The sequence below is a fragment of the Amycolatopsis pithecellobii genome, from assembly GCF_009707865.1.
Classification (GTDB): Bacteria; Actinomycetota; Actinomycetes; order Mycobacteriales; family Pseudonocardiaceae; genus Amycolatopsis_E; species Amycolatopsis_E pithecellobii.
The window spans coordinates 12,601-28,919 of record NZ_WMBA01000058.1 but is presented as its reverse complement, the minus strand read 5'-3'; the positions used below and the strand labels follow the sequence as shown (position 1 = coordinate 28,919).

Below are 16,319 nucleotides of genomic sequence, written 5' to 3'. Positions count from 1 at the left end.
TGACATAACCAGGTGGGAACGTGCCCGAATCCCTGTACTTCGAATATCCGCACTATGCCGCGCGTCGAGCGCCGGAACTGGACGGCCACGCTTCGGCGACATCGGTCGTCGTGGTCGGCGCCGGGCCGGTAGGCATGGCGCTCGCGCTGGGCTTAGCCCAGCGCGACGTCCCCGTGGTGGTTATCGAGCCGCTGACCACTGTGGGTTACGGCAGCCGAGCCGGCTCTGTCTCACGACACAGCATTGAGTTCCTTCGCCGACTTGGCATCGCTGACGAACTGCTCGACATCGGATTGACCTACAGCGAGGGGTGGACATACTTCCGGGCGGACGAGGTTTTCCACCTCGAGATCCCGGGTGACTCCTACGACCGGCTACCCCCGATGCTGAAAGTTCAGCAGTGTTACATCGAGGCTGCGCTGGCTGCCGCGTTGGACAAGCACCCGCTTGTGGATCTCCGATGGGGCACCACACTGACCTCGCTCGCGCAGATCGACGACACGATCGTCATCGACCTCTCCAGCGAGGACGGCGACTATCAGTTGAGTGCCGACTACGTGGTCGCCTGCGACGGCGCCCGCAGTACCGTTCGCTCAGTCCTTGGGCTGGAACTGGAGGGCGTCACCTATCCGTCGGCGTTCATCATCGCCGACATTCAGTTCGTCAAGGAGTCTCCAGCGGGTCGGCGGGTCTGGTTCGACCCGCCGTGGAACCCCGGAGGCAGTGTGATCATGCACAGGCAACCGCGCGATATCTGGCGATTCGACTACCAACTACCCCGCGGTTGCTCGCTGGCCGAAGAGAACGATCGTGCGGTGATCACCACACGGATCAAGGACCATCTCCAGTGGATCGGATTTGACGGCGACTGGAAGCTTGACTGGACGAGCGTCTACTACGCCCACGGTCGCCGGCTCAGCAACTTCCGGCACGACCGACTCCTGTTCGCCGGAGACGCCGCGCACTTGGTGCCGATCTTTGGCGTGCGCGGGCTGAACGGGGGCCTGGCCGACGTCGCCAACCTGGCATGGAAGCTGGCCCGAGTCGTCCAAGGTCGGTCGTCGGACGAGCTTCTCGACTCCTATGCGACCGAAGCCCAAGGCATGGCGGACTACAACATTGCGCAGGCCGATCGGAGCACCCGATTCATGTGCCCCCGATCGGACGGCGCTCGCACCCTGCGCGACGCAGCCCTTAGGCTCGCGCTCAGCAACGAGTTCGTTCGGCCGCTCCTCAACCCACGCCAGAGCAGCGCAGTCCCGCAATATGACTCTCCGCTCAACGCAACGCCTCAGGCGATCGGCTGTCTCGGGGCCGGCGATGTCATCCCGGATCTGCCGCTCGGCCCTCCGGACGCGACACCGCAGTTTGTGCACGACTACCTCGGCGACGGCTTCACCCTGCTCCACTTCGACGACGGGAGCGCCGATGCCGAAGTGGCGAACGCCGAGATCGGATCGGAGCAGGTCCGTGTCGCACGCCTGCCTGTCCTGCCAACGACACCGGCCTACGACCGGCTCAAACCTCTATCGGGACGACACTTTCTCGTGAGACCGGATACCTACATCGTCGCGGCGTGGGACTACCCGCCGATAAACGATCTCCCGGAAGCGATACGTCACGCCACCGCGACGCCAAACCACAGTCATGACTGACGCGAGCCGGTTGGTGTTCTCCGCGTCGCCCATCGAAGACCGGTTCCAAGCCCTGAGCGTCGCCCTCGACGAGCTGGAGCCTGAACGCGTCACGATGTTTCTGGCCGCCCTGGTGCTGTTGTTGACCGATCAGGCCGTGGACACCATGGACATCGAGCCGTTGATCGTGGTCGCTCGATCGATCAGCGACATCCCGTGATTGGACCTACCCGCGAACCGCCAAACCTTGCGGAACGATCGACACTCAACCAGGAGGTATAAACGTGACGCACAGTCAGTCAAGCACGACCCCGGCCGGTGAAAACACTCCGGCGACGCCGGTGAGTTACAACCGGTTGGCGGGACGAGTCGCCATTATCACCGGTGGCGGTAACGGCATCGGCCGGGCGTACGCGACTCGGATGGCAGCCGAAGGCGCGCATGTCGTGATCGCCGAGCTTGACAAGAACGCCGGCGAAGCCGCTGCCGAGGAGATCCGAAACAGCGGCCGTTCAGCCATCGCGGTCCATACCGACGTCGCCGACGAGGCCAGCACACTGGCGTTGGCCGAAGCGTGCCGCGCGCAGTTCGGCCGTATCGACATCCTGGTCAACAACGCCGCGATCTTCGCCTCCGTCCAGATGTCGCGAACCTACTTCGACGAGATTCCGATCCCTGAGTGGGACTCGATGATGGCCGTCAACCTGCGCGGGACGTGGTTGTGTTGCCGAGCGGTTGTGCCAGTCATGAAGGAACGCGGCTACGGCAAGATCATCAACATCAGCTCCGGGACAGCGTTCCGCGGCCCCGCGACTCGGATCCACTATGTCACGACCAAGGCCGGGATCCTCGGCTACACCAAGGTGCTAGCCCGAGAAGTCGGCCAGTTCGGAATCTGCGTCAACTGCATCGCGCCGGGGAACACGGCCAGCGAAGAAGAACCCGACCCCCTCACCCTGGAACTGCGAACGGGAGCCGTGTCCAACCGCGCTCTGAAGCGAGTCGAGGTGCCAGAGGACCTGACCGGCGCGGCGGTCTTCTTCGCGTCGGCAGACAGCGACTTCATCACGGGGCAGACGCTGGTCGTCGACGGCGGCGCCACGATGCACTGACCCTGCCAACTCCGCGCCACTTCACTGGATCGTTGATGGGTGTCGTTCCGAGTTTCGGGGCGGAGCGACACCCATCAACAACCGACAAGAAGGCTCGCTGTCTCGGCGCTTGCCGAGCGGAAGGATCGAGGTCGCAACCGTGACGCTGTTCGACGCGTACATCGGAACCTTCACCGCTGAGTTCAAGGCCTCAGACGGACAGCCGATGGGGGCAGCGTCTCGAGGCATCGAACGGTTCGAGTTCGATGACGATTCCGGCGTACTGCGGTTTGTCGATGAGACAGCCGGTCTCCTCAGCCCGTCCTACCTCGCCTTGATTCCGGACCAGTCACTGATTTATGCCGTCGAACGACAGCTCGTGGCGAGTCCCTCCTTTCGAGGCAACTTCCGGCCCAAAACATGGCGCTTCGATCCAACGACGATGCATCCCGGCGCGATCACGACGTTCAGCATCAGCAGCGACGGATCGCTGTCACCGGCTTGCCGGATCTCCTCCGCGGGAGAGTCGCCTTCACATGTGAGCGTTCATCCCAGTGGGAGACGGGTGTACGTCGCCAACTACTGGAGCGGCCAGATCGCATCCTTCCGCGTTGACTCCGCAGGTCGTGCGCACGCTCCCGATGTCGTCGTGAGAGACCCCGCCCCGTCGCACAGCGACCATTGGCGGCAGGCTGAGACCCACGTGCACCAGGTTTATCCGTTGGCGCCCGGGCACGGCGTTCTGGTGACCGACCTCGGGCTCGATCGACTGGCGGCGTACGAGACGCAACCTGACGGTCGGATGGCGGAACATCCGGCGTCCGCGGTGACGCTGCCGCTCGGCACCGGGCCCATGCACGTGGTCGCGCATCCGTCCGGACGAGTCGTCTACGTCATCGGCGAGCTCGACTCGCGGGTGCACATCGTTGCCAGCGAGAACGGATTCCCAACCTGCCATCGCGCCTCCATCTCGACCGCCCCCGAGGGTTACGCCGGGACCAACATGCCGTCTGAAGTCCTGATCAGCCAGGACAGCCGGCATCTGTACGTGATCAATCGTGGGAGCAACTCGGTCGCGGGATTTCTCCTCGACTCAGCAGGCGGGATCGTCCGGGCTCTGGGGCACTGGCCGACGCACGGGCAGACGCCCAGGGCGGCTACCTGGAGCCCTAGTGGGCGGCACCTACTCGTCGCCAACCAAACGCCGGGCAGCCTCGTGGTTTTTGCGAGGTCGGAGGACGGCGCGTTGCACCTGGTCGGAGACCCCGTGGAAGCGCATACCCCGAGTTGCATCCTCATTCGCGATCGCCCCAGCCGGTAGCTGATCGATCCCCCGACCTGATTGGTCCGAAAGCGATGACCCACCCGAGCGTGTCACTACACCGACTGGTCACGCATGACGGCGCTGCCGTCGACGGTGTGCTGCGCCGTCTCCCCGGTTCGCGAACCGTGGTGAGTTTGATGCACCCGCGAAGCGACCAGACGCATCACGGCGTCATCTCGACCTTGCTCGAAGCCGGCTTCTCCGTATGGACCCAGACGTCTCGCTCCCCGAACAGCGATGTGAACCTCCTGCACGAGTTGGCGCTCGTCGATTACGCGCGTGGGCAGGAGTTCCTGCGCGTCGACGCGGGCTTCGAGACTGTCGCATCTCTTGGCCACTCCAGCGGCGGCGCGTTGGCAGCCTCCTATCACCAACAGGCCGGCTTACCGCGCCCGGAACGGATCGCCTACCTGCCGTCCGGACGCCACGTCCCGCTCGCCACCACCGTGATGCCCGCGGTAGATCTGGCAATCTTTCTCGCCGCCCATCCCGGCCAAGGGCAGGTGCTTCAGCGATACATCGACCCGTCGGTCGCGGAGGAAGCCGACCGACTCTCCACGGTGCCAGACCTGGACATGTACAGCGAGCGCAATGGATTCCGGCCCCCGCCCGAACCGACCCGGTACTCGGCTGAGTTCCTTGCGCGGTACCGGATCGCGCAACAGGCGCGCGTCGCCCGTATCGATGCGGCAGCCTGGCGCATGATCGAGACTTCCTCAGGAGCCACGTTGATCATCACGTACCGCACGGACGCCGATCCGGCGATGGTGGACCTGTCGATAGACCCGAATGGTCGCGTGTACGGATCACTGTTCGGCGCCCGGCCCGACCTGAGCAACTACGGGCTCCCCGGGTTTGCCCGCATCCTGACAGCGGAGGCATGGTTGTCATCGTGGTCGGCGAATGTGTCCAGAGCGAAGTTCTCGGAGTGCGCACGCGGTGTGCAGGCGCCGACCCTCTTTCTGGAGTTCGACGCGGACACCGGTTGCCTACCGCATGAGGCAGATCAGCTGGTGATGGCGTTGGCGTCGACGGACGTGACGCGTGGCCATATCGAGGGGAATCACTACGGTCTTGACGCAAGCGGGCAGCCGACCGGACTGGTCATGGCCGCCGAGGCGGCCGCGGTGTGGCTGGACAACCAGTTGGGCGGCACTCGCTGAGGAGTACCGATTCGGCACTCTTCAGCGCAGCCGTGGGAACAGGCGCGCCGCGTTCCCCCTCGCGATCTTCGCCTTCGCCTCTTCGGAAATGGACCAATTGCCATCCAGCTCATCGATGAAATGGGCGATACGCTCGGCCTCGGCGAACGGCCAGTCGCTGCCGAACAGCACACGGTCAGCCCCCACGAAGTCGAGCAGCGCAGCCATCGTGCTCGAGCCGGTTGACAGCGCCGTGTCGTAGTAGAACGTGCGCAGATCGTTCAGAAAGTCATCAGAGGTTTGCGGCCGCGCCGATGAGTCGAGGTCCGCCGGCAGGTCGGTCTTCTGAACTCCGGCGTAGGGAACGACGACGTTCGAATAGGCGACGCGGTGGGCGGCGTAGGGCAGGAACCCGCCGGCATGGGACAGGATGATCTTGAGGTTCGGGAAGCGTCTCGGAATTCCGTGCATCACCATGTTGACTGCGGCCCGTGTCGTGTCGAGGAGGAAGTCGACGAGGAACGGCGGGATGCCGGGGACGGGCGGGGCCGCGATACCCATCGGGTGCACGAAGATCACGCTGCCCCTCCGGTCGAGTTCGGCCATCAGCGGGTCGAAGGACGGGTCGCCCAAATACACGCCGCCCACCGAAGCAAAGAGAACGACTCCGTCGGCGCCGAGCTCTCCCAATGCGGCGTCCGCCTCCTCCAGGCAAGCCTCCACGTCGGGGAGGCTGAGCGAGGCGAAGAAGCCGAATTGCATGGGCTGGGCGCGCTTGAGTTCTGCGCAGAACTCGTTCACTCGCCTGACCATCGCGCGGTATTCACAAGGTTCACCGAAGTACAGGCCGGGCCGGCTGACGGACAGAACCCCGGTCGCGACGGAGTGGCGGTCCATGAAGTCCAGGGCCGGCTGTTTGGACCACAGAGGCAAAGCTCCGCCGCTGAACTTCTTGCCACCAAAATAGCCGTGTGACTCGATGAGCCACTCTGCGTAGAAATCCGGGATAACGTGCTGATGGGTGTCGATCCGGCGCGGCGCGGTCATCGGACTCCTCAACTCGGTTGCGAGACGCTGAACAGGCGCCCCGGGGTGACGCCATCGGTGACATCCACGCTGCACTAGCCACGCGCTGCGGTTGCCGGGCCGTCCAGAAGTAAATGCCAGGCGCTCGGCATCGATTCGACGGGAACCTCGATGAGGTACGGTCGCCCGGTACTGAGAGCCGAGGCCAAACGCGACTGCAGTTCGCCGGGTGTGCGTACGCGGCTCGCCGCGACGCCGAACGACGCAGCAAGCTCGAGATAATCCGGGTTCGTCAGACTGTCGGCGATGAACCGCCCGCCGAACTCTTCGGCTTGGATCCGGCGGACGTTACCGAACGCGTTGTCGTTGAACACTACGACCACGCTGGCAATGTTGTAGTTGGCCGCGGTAGCCAGTTCGGACATGGTCCAGCCGAAACCGCCGTCACCGGTGATCGACACCACGGCGCGATGCCCGACGCCCACCTTCACGCCGAGCGATGTCGCGTACCCGTAGCCGAGAGTGCCTTGATATCCGGGCGTGAGGTAAGTCCGGGGTCGACGGACCGGGTAGCCCGCGCCGGCAAGGTATCCCACTTGGGTCAGCTCATTGACCAAGACGCCGTCATCGGGCACTGCCGCACGGATAGCGTCAACGAAGTCAGACTGGGGAAGGACCGACCGGACCTGCTCCGCCGCCCATCCCCGGATCGCCGTGAGCTGTGGCCAGGTTCGAGCCGCGGTCGGGTCGGGATCTGTGGCGCTCATCGCGTCAATGAGCGCTTCCAGCCCCAGCTTCGCGTCGGCCTGCATCGTCGCAGTCGGAGTTCGCGGCGGACCGAGGTCACTCGCGTCCGCATTGAGCAACAAGAGTCTCGCGGTGGAGGCCACGCCGATCGGTGCGCCGGAACCTTGGATGAAGCGGCTTCCTACGACGAGCACGACGTCGGCCTCAGCCAACATGCGTCGCGCGGTGAAGCCTGGAAGCGCAAGCGGATGATCGGCAGCAATAGATCCGCGGCCGTTTCGGCTCATCACCACGGGCGCGCCGAGTCTCTCGGCCAGCTGCGTCAGCTGTTCGGTCGCATCGGCGCTTTGCACGCCCCAGCCGGCGTAGATGATTGGCCGGGACGCTGAGGTCAGCGCTTCGGCAAAGCGCGCGATGTCCGCGCTTTCTGGAACGGGCCGGCAGTTCATCACGTCGATGGGATCGATCAGTTCCACTTTCGTCCCGGCGGCGAGGACGTCGGGTGGCAACTCGAGGGTGACGGGTCGAGGTCGGCCCGAGCGAAGGTGCGCTACTGCCTCGTGCACGAGTCGAGGAATTTCATCCGGGCTGTTGGCGCGGAGCACCAGTTTGCTGACGCTTGCCAGGACACGGTCTTGGTCGGGTATCTCATGCAGGATGCCGAGTCCTTGCCCGATGACCCGGGATGGAATCTGGCCCGCCAGGCAGAGGACCGGCGATGAGCAGGCGTATGCCGTCGCCAGTCCGGCCATTGCGTTGAGCACGCCAGGTCCGGGGACGACCATGCACGTGCCGATTCGGCCAGTGGCCCGGGCGTAGCCATCGGCCATGTACGCCGCGCCCTGCTCGTGCCTGGCGCTCCAGTAGTTGATGGCTCCCGGCGCGCGGGCTATCGCGTCCAGTGCGTGGTCGAGCTGGACTCCTGGCACCCCGAAGACGTCGGTGATGCCTTCAACGGCGAGCTGCGCTACGAGCGCGTCCGCCCCAGTACTCGGCGTCGAATCAGCCGGACGCTGCGCTGCGACATCGGCGCGCATCACTGATGGATCGCCTTCGCGACGAGAAACTCTTCGATCCCAGCTCGGCCCCGCTCACGGCCGTAGCCGGACGCCTTCACGCCGCCGAAGGGCGCTGCCCACTCCGTCGCCACCCCGTTGCGTGACACTCCGCCGACACGCAGCCGGCGCGCGGTCGTCTCAAACCGCGAATCGTCGACGTCCCATACCCTGGCGACGAGCCCGAACTCCGTCTCCTCGGCGAGTTCGACGGCGTGCTCGGGTGAGTCGTAGGCGATGACGGACAAGACGGGGCCGAACACCTCCTCGCGGGCGAGTCGGCTGGTCGGCTCGCTCTCAACGACGACAGTGGGCTGCACGAACCAGCCCCGTTCGCAGCCCGCTGGTGTCTTCGAACCACCGGCAACGATCCGCATTCCACTGGCTTCGGCCTCGGCGATCATGGCCCGGACCCGGTCGCGCTCGCGCTCGCTCACCAAAGGCCCGACCGACGTCGAGTCGTCGCGTGGATCGCCGACGACCAGGCCTGAGCACTCAGCCTCCAGAACGCTCTCGACGTCGGCCATTGTCGCCCGCGGCACGATCAGACGAGTGAGGGCAGCGCACGTTTGGCCGGCGTTGCTCATGGCGTTGGCCAGGGTGAAGCGCGCCGCCTCGACGGCCAAGGTGGGATCCATCACCAGCGAGGCCGACTTGCCGCCCAACTCGAGGGTCGTCCGCACGCCATGTTCGGCAGCGGCTGCGGCCACTCGCCGCCCGGTGGCGACCGATCCGGTAAACGTCACCAGGTCGAGGCCGGGGTGCCCAGCGAGGTAGCCGCCGACGTTGCCGTCGCCCTGCACAAGCGCGAATACGCCGTCTGGTATCCCGGCTTCAGCGAGCACGCGGGCCAGCGTCATGGTGGACAAGGGAGCCAACTCCGAGGGTTTGGCGATGACGGCGCAGCCGGCGATCAGCGCGGGCGCGACCTTGAGGCCCATGAGAAACAGCGGGTAGTTCCACGGCGTGACGGCGGCGATGACTCCCGCCGGCTCATGTATCACCTCAGCTGTTCCGACTGGTTCGCGGTCCTGGACGACATCGGCGAACTCGCTCGCGTGCTGGAAGGCACGAATGGCGGCTCCGAGTTGAGCGACTCGTGCCTCGGAGCGCGGAGTACCGACCTCGGCCATGATCAGCGCGATGACCTCGTCGCCCATCGCGGCAAGCTTCTCCCCCGCGGCAGCCACGATCGCGCGACGCTCGGCCAAGGGCGTGGCCGCCCATTCCGGCTGAGCCAAGCGGGCAGCTTCCACTGCGCGGTCGATGTCCTCGTACGAGGCGGCTCGGACGTGAGCGATCACCTGTTCCGTAGTGGAATCGTCAACGGCCAAGACATCCGAGCCGTGAGCAGTGACGAAGGATCCGTTCAGGAACAGAGATTCATCAATGACCACCAGATCCTCCGCTCGGCGAACCACTGGATGCATGATCAGAGTCGAGCGTCCCCATCGTGGTTGCCTGGGCACTCAAGTCTGCAGGGAGACGATATTTGCGAACGAACCTGCACGTTTATCGTGCCATGACGTTCGCATAACAGTCAACAGTCAACAGTCGAAGTGAGGGGTGAGCCCGGATAGTGTGGACTGGCAGATCAATCTTCCTTCAGCGCTTCGCGGACGATACTATCGTCAATGAGCGTAGCCAATTGCTCGCGCGTACGCGCTGGGCGTTCACTCTTCGCCGCAAGCCAGGCTTCTTCTTCGACCATCACGTCCAGCAGGTCTGGAACGATTACGGCCGGGAAGGTGTGGTGATGCCAGATATTCGCGACGAATTCGGGGCCGAGGCCTGATTTCGCGGCGACGATCGAGTAGCCGATTTTGGGATCGGCGGTAATCCGCCGTGACGCCTCGATGATCGCACGGACGTAAGCGACGATGCTTGCGCGCTTGGCGGGATCGGCCAGCACGCCAGTCGTGGTGTTGAGGTTGTACACCTCGCGATAAATGCCTTTGCCGTCGAACTCTATCGTGTCGGCGCCGAACGCTTCCGCGGCGCGTTCGCTCTCCGGCTCCCACGTCGCTACCGCGTCTACCTCACGCGCCGCCACCATCGGCGTAACGGGCGTGTTGTAAGCGATCGGTACAATGACGACGTCCGCTGCCGTGAGGTTCGCGGTCTTGAGCATTTTGTGGAGGAAAAAATCCGAGGACCCGTCCGGCATGACAGCGATGCGCTTGCCCTCGAGATCGGCAATCTTGGTGATGCCGGCGGAGCGCCTCGCCACGATCCGGTAGAGGCCCTCTGTCACCGTAAGAATGATACGCAGGTCGGGGTGGTCGACGGAAGCGCGCAGGGCTACATTTTCCGCATTGCCTGACACGTCCGCTAGGCCGTTCGCATTGGCCGTGAACAGGCTCGGGATGCCGCCCAGAAATACCGGCGCTTCGCCTTTGTAGATCTGTTCGGATGCGAGATGAATCGGTGCGATCTCAACCAGCGGAACGACGCCGAAAACCTTTATGGGCGCCAGCGGTGCGGGCTCTGGCTTCGACCGTTTCGATGCCTGCATGTGTCTCCTCCTGCGCGCACTGTGGGCGCTTCTTGAAGTTTACGGGCTGACGGATAGATATCGTGCCGTGACGTTCGTATATCGGTCAATACGGCAGGCGTTAGTGCGTCCGCGTGAGCTCGACCCCGCGGCGCCATATCCGACGGATGCTGAGCGAGTCCGTGATGTCAGCACACGGATCTCCTTCCACAAGGAGCAGATCGGCCTGAAGCCCCGGCGCGATCCGGCCTCGATCGGGCATGGCGAACACATCAGCCGGCGCAGATGTCGCGGCAGTGAGCGCTTCCGATGGCGTCAACCCTGCCTGCACGAGCAGCCGTAGCTCTTGATGCAGACTCACTCCGTGGCAAGTGCCGTGAAAGCCGACTCGGGCCGCGTCCGTCCCGGCCAGAATGGGAACACCGGCACCGTGGAGCAGCCCGACAGTGGCGAGCGCGTATTCGATCCGCGAGGCCACGTGTCGAGGAGTCCATGTTCGACGCAGGTTGTCACGCAGGTCATCGGCGATGTAGGGCGACACCCGTGGGTCGTCTGCTAGCTCCGCTCCCGAGTACTCCCCGAGCGCGGCACCCAATGTCACGAGCGTGGGCACGACGAATACGCCGCGCTCGACGAAGAGTTCGACGAGCGCCGTCGTCGCAGGCGCATCCACGAAGACATGTGCGAGACCGTCTACCCCATTGCGAACCACGATCTCCGCAGCCCGTCGACTGGTCGCGTGCGCGATAACGAGGAGGCCGGCCTCATGCGCTTCTCGGGCTATCGCCGCCACGATGTCCGGTGGCGTCGCCGGCAAATCAGGCTCACCGAGCGCAGCTCCATTTTCGGCGAACACCTTGATGTAGTCGGCGCCCTCGGCTACCCGATCGGCGACAAACTTCTTGGCAACGCCCGGGTCGGAAAGACTGGGATAGGCGTTGCGTTGCGCTGGTTCCATCCAGTGCGTCGGGTGGCCCCCCGGAACCGTGACACCAAACGAGGCCGATCGAATGTCCGCGACGTCGTCGCGGGTGGCCGAGCGCCGGCGGACGCCGTCCATCCACGCCGGCATCGAGTTCATGTCCAGTTCGGTCGTCACCCCGAACCGCAACGCGATTTCAGTTGCGTCACCCGACGAGTGGGTGTGGCAGTCAATCATGCCTGGAAGCAGCGTGCAGCCAATGCCATCGATGCGCGCAACGCCAGGTATCGGTGGCTCAGCCGCCGTCAACGCAGATATCTGCCCGTCGACCACGTGGACGTCGCGGTGCTCAGGTGTTCGACCGTCGAACACCTGAGCACCGGTGACCACGAACGTCCGTGAGGTGTCAGTCATCGACTCCGCTCTCGTCTAATCAAGTTCTCGCGTCCTGTCTCGATGCACGTAAGTCACGTCTTGCGTTGCGACACATGCCATGGGATGGCGACGCGTTCGAAGAGCGCGACCAAGCCGTAGAACACGAGTCCGAATACGCTGATCACGACGACGGCCGCGAAGAGGAGCGGCGTGTTCAGGCTTTGCTGCGTCTGGAAAATGATGAAGCCAAGACCGGACGCGGCCGAGATGAACTCGCTGACGATCGCCCCGATGAGCGCGAACGTGGAAGCGATCTTGAGGCCGGCGAAAATCGACGGCAGCGCGGAGGGCCCTTCGAGCTCGCGCAGTCTCGTCCACGGCCCCATCCCCAGCACCTGCCCGAGATCCCGCACGGCAGTCGGCACGCTCCGGAAGCCAGACGCTGCGTTCACCACAATCGGGAAGAACGTGACCAGGAAAACCAGTGTGATTCGGGGGGTGTAACCAAAGCCGAACCAGACGATCAGGAGTGGAGCGAGAGCGACTTTGGGGATGATCTGCGCGGTCAACACCATCGTGTTGATCGTGCCGCTGATGATTCCGGGCCGGGCCAGGACCCAACCGAGCGGGATCCCGATCACGACCGCCAACGCGTATCCGACCCCGGTCTCAACCACGGTCGGGTAGGTGTTCAGCATCAGCGCGGAGAAGTTGTCCCACAACGCCTGTGCGAGGACGTCCGGAGATGGCAGGAGGCCCGAACTGACGTCGAACAGCCTGATGACCAGCAACCAAATCACGATCGGGACGGCCACGGCGGAGGCGATGGTAATCGCTCGCGTCGCTCCCTTGGACAGGCCTTGCCGCCTCCGGGCGCGAGTCCCCGTGCCGGCGATGACCGTCAGCTGCTTGGCTTGCCTCGGCTGTTCCCTCGTTACAGTGTCAACCACGATGGACTCCCACCTATCGAGGAGCTAGTGCGGACAACAGGCTCACTTCGAGACTGCGCGCGGCTTCTGAGGTCCGGTCATCGAGATGCCGAGGATGACCCAACGGCACCGCCAAGTCCTCAATGATGCGGCCAGGTCGCGCAGCCATCACCAGTATGCGATCGGCCAGGAAGATCGCCTCAGAGATCGAGTGAGTGACCAGAATGGTGGTCATGGACCTTCCCCGGGTCACGCGCTCGACTTCGACGCACATCTCATCGCGAGTAATGGCGTCCAGCGCACCGAACGGCTCGTCGAGGAGAAGCAGCGCCGGCTCCGTGACCAAGGCGCGTGCCAGCGCAACCCGCTGCTGCATTCCTCCCGACAGCTCGTAAGGACGCCGCCGCGCGAAATCGGACAAGCCGACGATGTCGAGCAAGTTCTCTACCAGCGGCGCCGCCTCCTTCCGGCGCACGCCCTTGATCTTGAGCGGAAGCTCAACGTTTTGCTCAACGGTCTTCCAGTCCAGCAGGGCCGGCGATTGGAACATCATCGAGATGCCCCCGAACGCGGAGCCGGCCCTCGCCGCGAAAGCCGTCTCGAACCGACCCTTCTCGAAGGTCTGTAGTCCGGCGATAAGCCGAAGGGTCGTGCTCTTACCGCAACCCGAAGGCCCCAGCAGCGCCACGACCTGGTTCTCGGGTACCCCGAAGGCAAGCGACTCGACAGCAACGAGGGAACTTGCGCGGTTATGAAAGCTGACCGACACATCGGTCAGCCTCAGCACGTCGCGCGCGCCCTCGCCTGCCCGCGGCGCCCCGTGTTGCCGAGAGCTGCGGGCTTCATCGGCAGCGGACTGCAAACCTGAGGACATTTCCGTCTCCAACCTCACGGCGAAGCGTTCGTCGTGCTGGTGTAGTAGTCGTTCGTGAACAACTTGCTGACATCAAGCGAGCCTGTGTACCCGGCGTACTTCTGGGCGTACTTCAGGGTTTCTGTCCAGTCGTCGGGAGACATCCAGCCGTACGGGTGACCCACGTCGTTCGGGGTCTGGAGGTAGTCGAACACCGACTTGGCCTGGGCCACGGCCACCGTCTTACTCGGCGCGCCTGTCGGATTGGCTTTGATCAAGGCATCGACAGCTTTGCCGGGGTCCGCCTTGGTCGCCACGAGAGCTGCCTGGAGTCCCTTCAGGACGTTCTGCGCCAACTCCTTGTTGTTCTGAAGCCATGTCGTTGCCGCCGCAGCGACGTAGGTCAGCGCGTCGAATTCCGGGTTTTCATCAGCGAACACAAACTGCCCGGTCGGAATGCCCTTCTCGGCCATCGACGGCGCAGGCGAGAACGGCAGGGTGAGAATCGCCGGCGCCCGGTTCGCAACGAGCAGCGGCAGCTCTTGCGTCAGAGCCACCTGCTGGATCTTGACGTTGTCGACACCGTGCAGCTTGAGCCAGGCCTGGGTGTCCGCGATGTTCGGTGCACCGGTTGCGGCGAGCACGGTTTTCCCAGCCAAGTCGGCCGGTGAGCTGATGCCGCTGTCCTTGCGGTAGAGAATGCCCTCAGGGTTCTTCTGGTAGAGCCCGAACACCGACACCACGCCGGAGTTCGTCTGCATGTACGACGCGAACTGATACGGCGAGACAATCGAGAGGTCGGCGCGGCCCGACTTGAGGGCCTCAGCGTCCGTCGCCGTCGCCGCGGCGGTCGGCAGGTAGTTCAGCTTGAACCCGTACTTCTGAAAGATTCCGGTGTTGCCATAAAAGATCCACGCCGACGCGCCCGTCGTTGCCGGGAAACCGACAAAGTTGATCGTGACAATCTGCTGGGTCGCGGACGAGGATGTTTGCGAGTCACCCTCCTTGGAGCTGGATCCGCAGCCTGCCAAGGTGGCGACGAGCACTGCGACAGAGAGCAGGATCGTCGCCGTCCGACGTGGACGGGCTGACTGGATCTTTCTTCGCGCTCCGGCGGACCCGATCAGGTGTGCGCTCACTTACCGTGCTCCTTCACTGAGTGGCTCGATTGATTGCGCCCAGCGCGACCATGGGCGCCGTCGGCGATTCAGGCAGGCTCGGCAGCAAAGAACACCGAGGCAGACGGACTCTGCGGACCGGATTGCAGCTGGTATAGCGATCGGAACCAGCACGTCGGCAGGACAAGCGCCCTGGCGGATCGCCGCGCCGAGAGCGCCGCGGATCGGAGCATCTGTGCCCGTTGATCACCCGGCGTCTCGTGCCGTCGGCTGAGTCGATCATTGCGACTCCTCGTTGAATCGGAACGATATGACATCGCGTGGTGACGTGTGTCGGGCACCGGCGCTCGGGCCATGCGGACAACAGCGCCAATCTGGCGGAGTTGCCTGCTCGCTCGCGACCCTCGATCTGCTGTCAGGCCCGGTGCTCCGAGCTCGGCGAGAAAGTGCCTGACTGGCCGATAGTCGGTCGCTGACGGCTATTATTCATACTCTCAGGGAAGAAGGGAAGAGGCAGTTTGCCTGCTGGAACTCCGGACACAGCTCCCCCGGCGCAGCGCGCTGATCATCCGGCGGCTCCGGTGAAGCCCGCGTCCGCTGCGGGTCTGGGTATCCGAGCGGTTCACGACTGGGCATCTCACAGCGTCCAGGCGCCGACTGGCAGTTCGTAACGGTGGGGGCATCCAGCAGGGCGGGCGACCAGATCACAGATATCATAGGTACCGGCCGCCTATCGAACGGCAACGCACTGATAATGTGACGCGCGGAGGTCACATGGCGCAGAACTCTTCGGGTATTCCGGCGGATCGAGACACGGAGGCCGGCTTGCGGTCCGAGGTGCTCTCGGCGACCGATTACTCCAAGACCACCGACAACGCGTTGCAAACGCTCATCAATATCGCCGAACTGGGCCCGATCAGCACCGCCGACCTCGGACGGCACATGAACCTCAACCGCACCGTGGTGCGGAGGCTTCTGAATACGCTGCAGGGACGTGGTTTCGTCCACCGCACCCCGAACGGCTTCGTGCTGGGTTCTCGCCTGCTCAGCCTTGCTGACAGGGTGGTCCCCGCTCTGCGCGCCACGGTCGGCCCGGTCATGCGCGACCTCGTCGACGAGCTTGGCGAAACCGTGCTCTGTCACATGCGCCAGGGCAACGAAAGCCTGCTCGTCTCCCAGGTGATCGGGCACCGCCACTTGGTCCGGATCGAAGATCAGGTCGGCAGCAGGCATCCGCTTCACCATGGGTGCAGTGGGCGGGCGATCTTGTCGCAGTTGCCCGAGGCTGAACTGGAAACGTACCTGACTTCCGTGGGCGAACTCGCGGGACAAGTGCGGAGGCAAGTCCGCGCGGCCGCGGCCGCGGGCTATGCGATGTCGCACGAGGAGAGGCAACTCGGCGCGCACGGTCTCGCGATGGCGGTGCGCTCCCGCAACGCACCGCTGTGCAGCCTGTCGATCATCGTGCCCTCGACGCGAGCCGACACTCTGGACGATTGTCATGATGTGCTCGCCCGCGCCGTACATAGCCTCGCCGCCGATGAGTTCGGTGACGACTGACCCCAGGGGTGCGGCTTCCCGCAGGTCTCCCGGCACCGTGCACGGTCAC

Annotated in this window: 14 protein-coding genes; 6 read left to right on the top strand and 8 right to left on the bottom strand. The window is 64.3% G+C overall.

All coding sequences use genetic code 11. From position 1 onward, the window contains the following. Nucleotides 1–20: 20 nt before the first annotated feature. The 5 genes from GKO32_RS29150 to GKO32_RS29130 all read left to right on the top strand — a co-directional run bounded on the left by GKO32_RS29150 (nucleotide 21) and on the right by GKO32_RS29130 (nucleotide 5,212). On the top strand, nucleotides 21–1,655 hold the full coding sequence (locus GKO32_RS29150; RefSeq protein ID WP_154760118.1) for an FAD-dependent monooxygenase: 1,635 nt from the start codon (nucleotides 21–23) through the stop codon (nucleotides 1,653–1,655). Then, complete coding sequence (locus GKO32_RS29145; protein WP_154760117.1) at nucleotides 1,648–1,854, top strand: hypothetical protein; 207 nt, start codon at nucleotides 1,648–1,650, stop codon at nucleotides 1,852–1,854. Before GKO32_RS29150 ends, GKO32_RS29145 begins: the two co-directional genes overlap by 8 nt. Nucleotides 1,855–1,918: 64 nt before the next feature. Continuing rightward, complete coding sequence (locus tag GKO32_RS29140; RefSeq protein ID WP_208024582.1) at nucleotides 1,919–2,746, top strand: SDR family NAD(P)-dependent oxidoreductase; 828 nt, start codon at nucleotides 1,919–1,921, stop codon at nucleotides 2,744–2,746. A gap of 139 nt (nucleotides 2,747–2,885) precedes the next feature. Beyond that, nucleotides 2,886–4,046, top strand: coding sequence for a lactonase family protein (locus GKO32_RS29135; protein ID WP_166459772.1), 1,161 nt, complete (start codon nucleotides 2,886–2,888; stop codon nucleotides 4,044–4,046). 50 nt (nucleotides 4,047–4,096) lie between these two features. Beyond that, the gene (locus GKO32_RS29130; protein ID WP_154760115.1) at nucleotides 4,097–5,212 is read left to right on the top strand and encodes an alpha/beta hydrolase family protein; all 1,116 of its coding nucleotides are present in this window, start codon (nucleotides 4,097–4,099) and stop codon (nucleotides 5,210–5,212) included. Between the two features lie 21 nt (nucleotides 5,213–5,233). Here the strand turns inward: GKO32_RS29130 and GKO32_RS29125 are convergent, their stop codons facing one another. The 8 genes from GKO32_RS29125 to GKO32_RS29090 all read right to left on the bottom strand — a co-directional run bounded on the left by GKO32_RS29125 (nucleotide 5,234) and on the right by GKO32_RS29090 (nucleotide 14,731). Further along, complete coding sequence (locus GKO32_RS29125; protein ID WP_154760114.1) at nucleotides 5,234–6,238, bottom strand: amidohydrolase family protein; 1,005 nt, start codon at nucleotides 6,236–6,238, stop codon at nucleotides 5,234–5,236. Nucleotides 6,239–6,312: 74 nt separating this feature from the next. After that, entirely contained in the window at nucleotides 6,313–8,001 is a 1,689-nt protein-coding gene (locus GKO32_RS29120) for a thiamine pyrophosphate-binding protein (RefSeq protein WP_154760113.1), read from the bottom strand. Next, on the bottom strand, nucleotides 8,001–9,449 hold the full coding sequence (locus tag GKO32_RS29115) for an aldehyde dehydrogenase family protein (protein WP_154760112.1): 1,449 nt from the start codon (nucleotides 9,447–9,449) through the stop codon (nucleotides 8,001–8,003). The genes GKO32_RS29120 and GKO32_RS29115 overlap by 1 nt, the downstream gene beginning before the upstream one ends. A 164-nt stretch (nucleotides 9,450–9,613) precedes the next feature. Further along, nucleotides 9,614–10,534: an ABC transporter substrate-binding protein gene (locus tag GKO32_RS29110; protein ID WP_154760111.1), complete on the bottom strand. Its 921-nt coding sequence runs from the start codon at nucleotides 10,532–10,534 to the stop codon at nucleotides 9,614–9,616. A 100-nt stretch (nucleotides 10,535–10,634) separates the two neighbouring features. Beyond that, a complete protein-coding gene (locus GKO32_RS29105; RefSeq protein WP_208024581.1) occupies nucleotides 10,635–11,825 on the bottom strand; it encodes an amidohydrolase family protein in 1,191 nt (396 codons plus the stop codon). 77 nt (nucleotides 11,826–11,902) lie between these two features. Beyond that, nucleotides 11,903–12,760: an ABC transporter permease gene (locus GKO32_RS39375; RefSeq protein WP_154760109.1), complete on the bottom strand. Its 858-nt coding sequence runs from the start codon at nucleotides 12,758–12,760 to the stop codon at nucleotides 11,903–11,905. Nucleotides 12,761–12,773: 13 nt separating this feature from the next. After that, nucleotides 12,774–13,613 carry an ABC transporter ATP-binding protein gene (locus tag GKO32_RS29095; protein ID WP_154760108.1) on the bottom strand — a complete coding sequence of 280 codons (840 nt, stop codon included), beginning with the start codon at nucleotides 13,611–13,613 and terminating at the stop codon, nucleotides 12,774–12,776. A 14-nt stretch (nucleotides 13,614–13,627) separates the two neighbouring features. Beyond that, on the bottom strand, nucleotides 13,628–14,731 hold the full coding sequence (locus GKO32_RS29090; protein WP_154760107.1) for an ABC transporter substrate-binding protein: 1,104 nt from the start codon (nucleotides 14,729–14,731) through the stop codon (nucleotides 13,628–13,630). Nucleotides 14,732–15,535: 804 nt separating this feature from the next. On the opposite strand from GKO32_RS29090, the gene GKO32_RS29085 reads away from it, so the two are divergent. Beyond that, nucleotides 15,536–16,270, top strand: a complete 735-nt coding sequence (locus GKO32_RS29085) for an IclR family transcriptional regulator (protein ID WP_166459770.1) — start codon at nucleotides 15,536–15,538, stop codon at nucleotides 16,268–16,270. The last annotated feature ends 49 nt before the right edge of the window (nucleotides 16,271–16,319 follow it).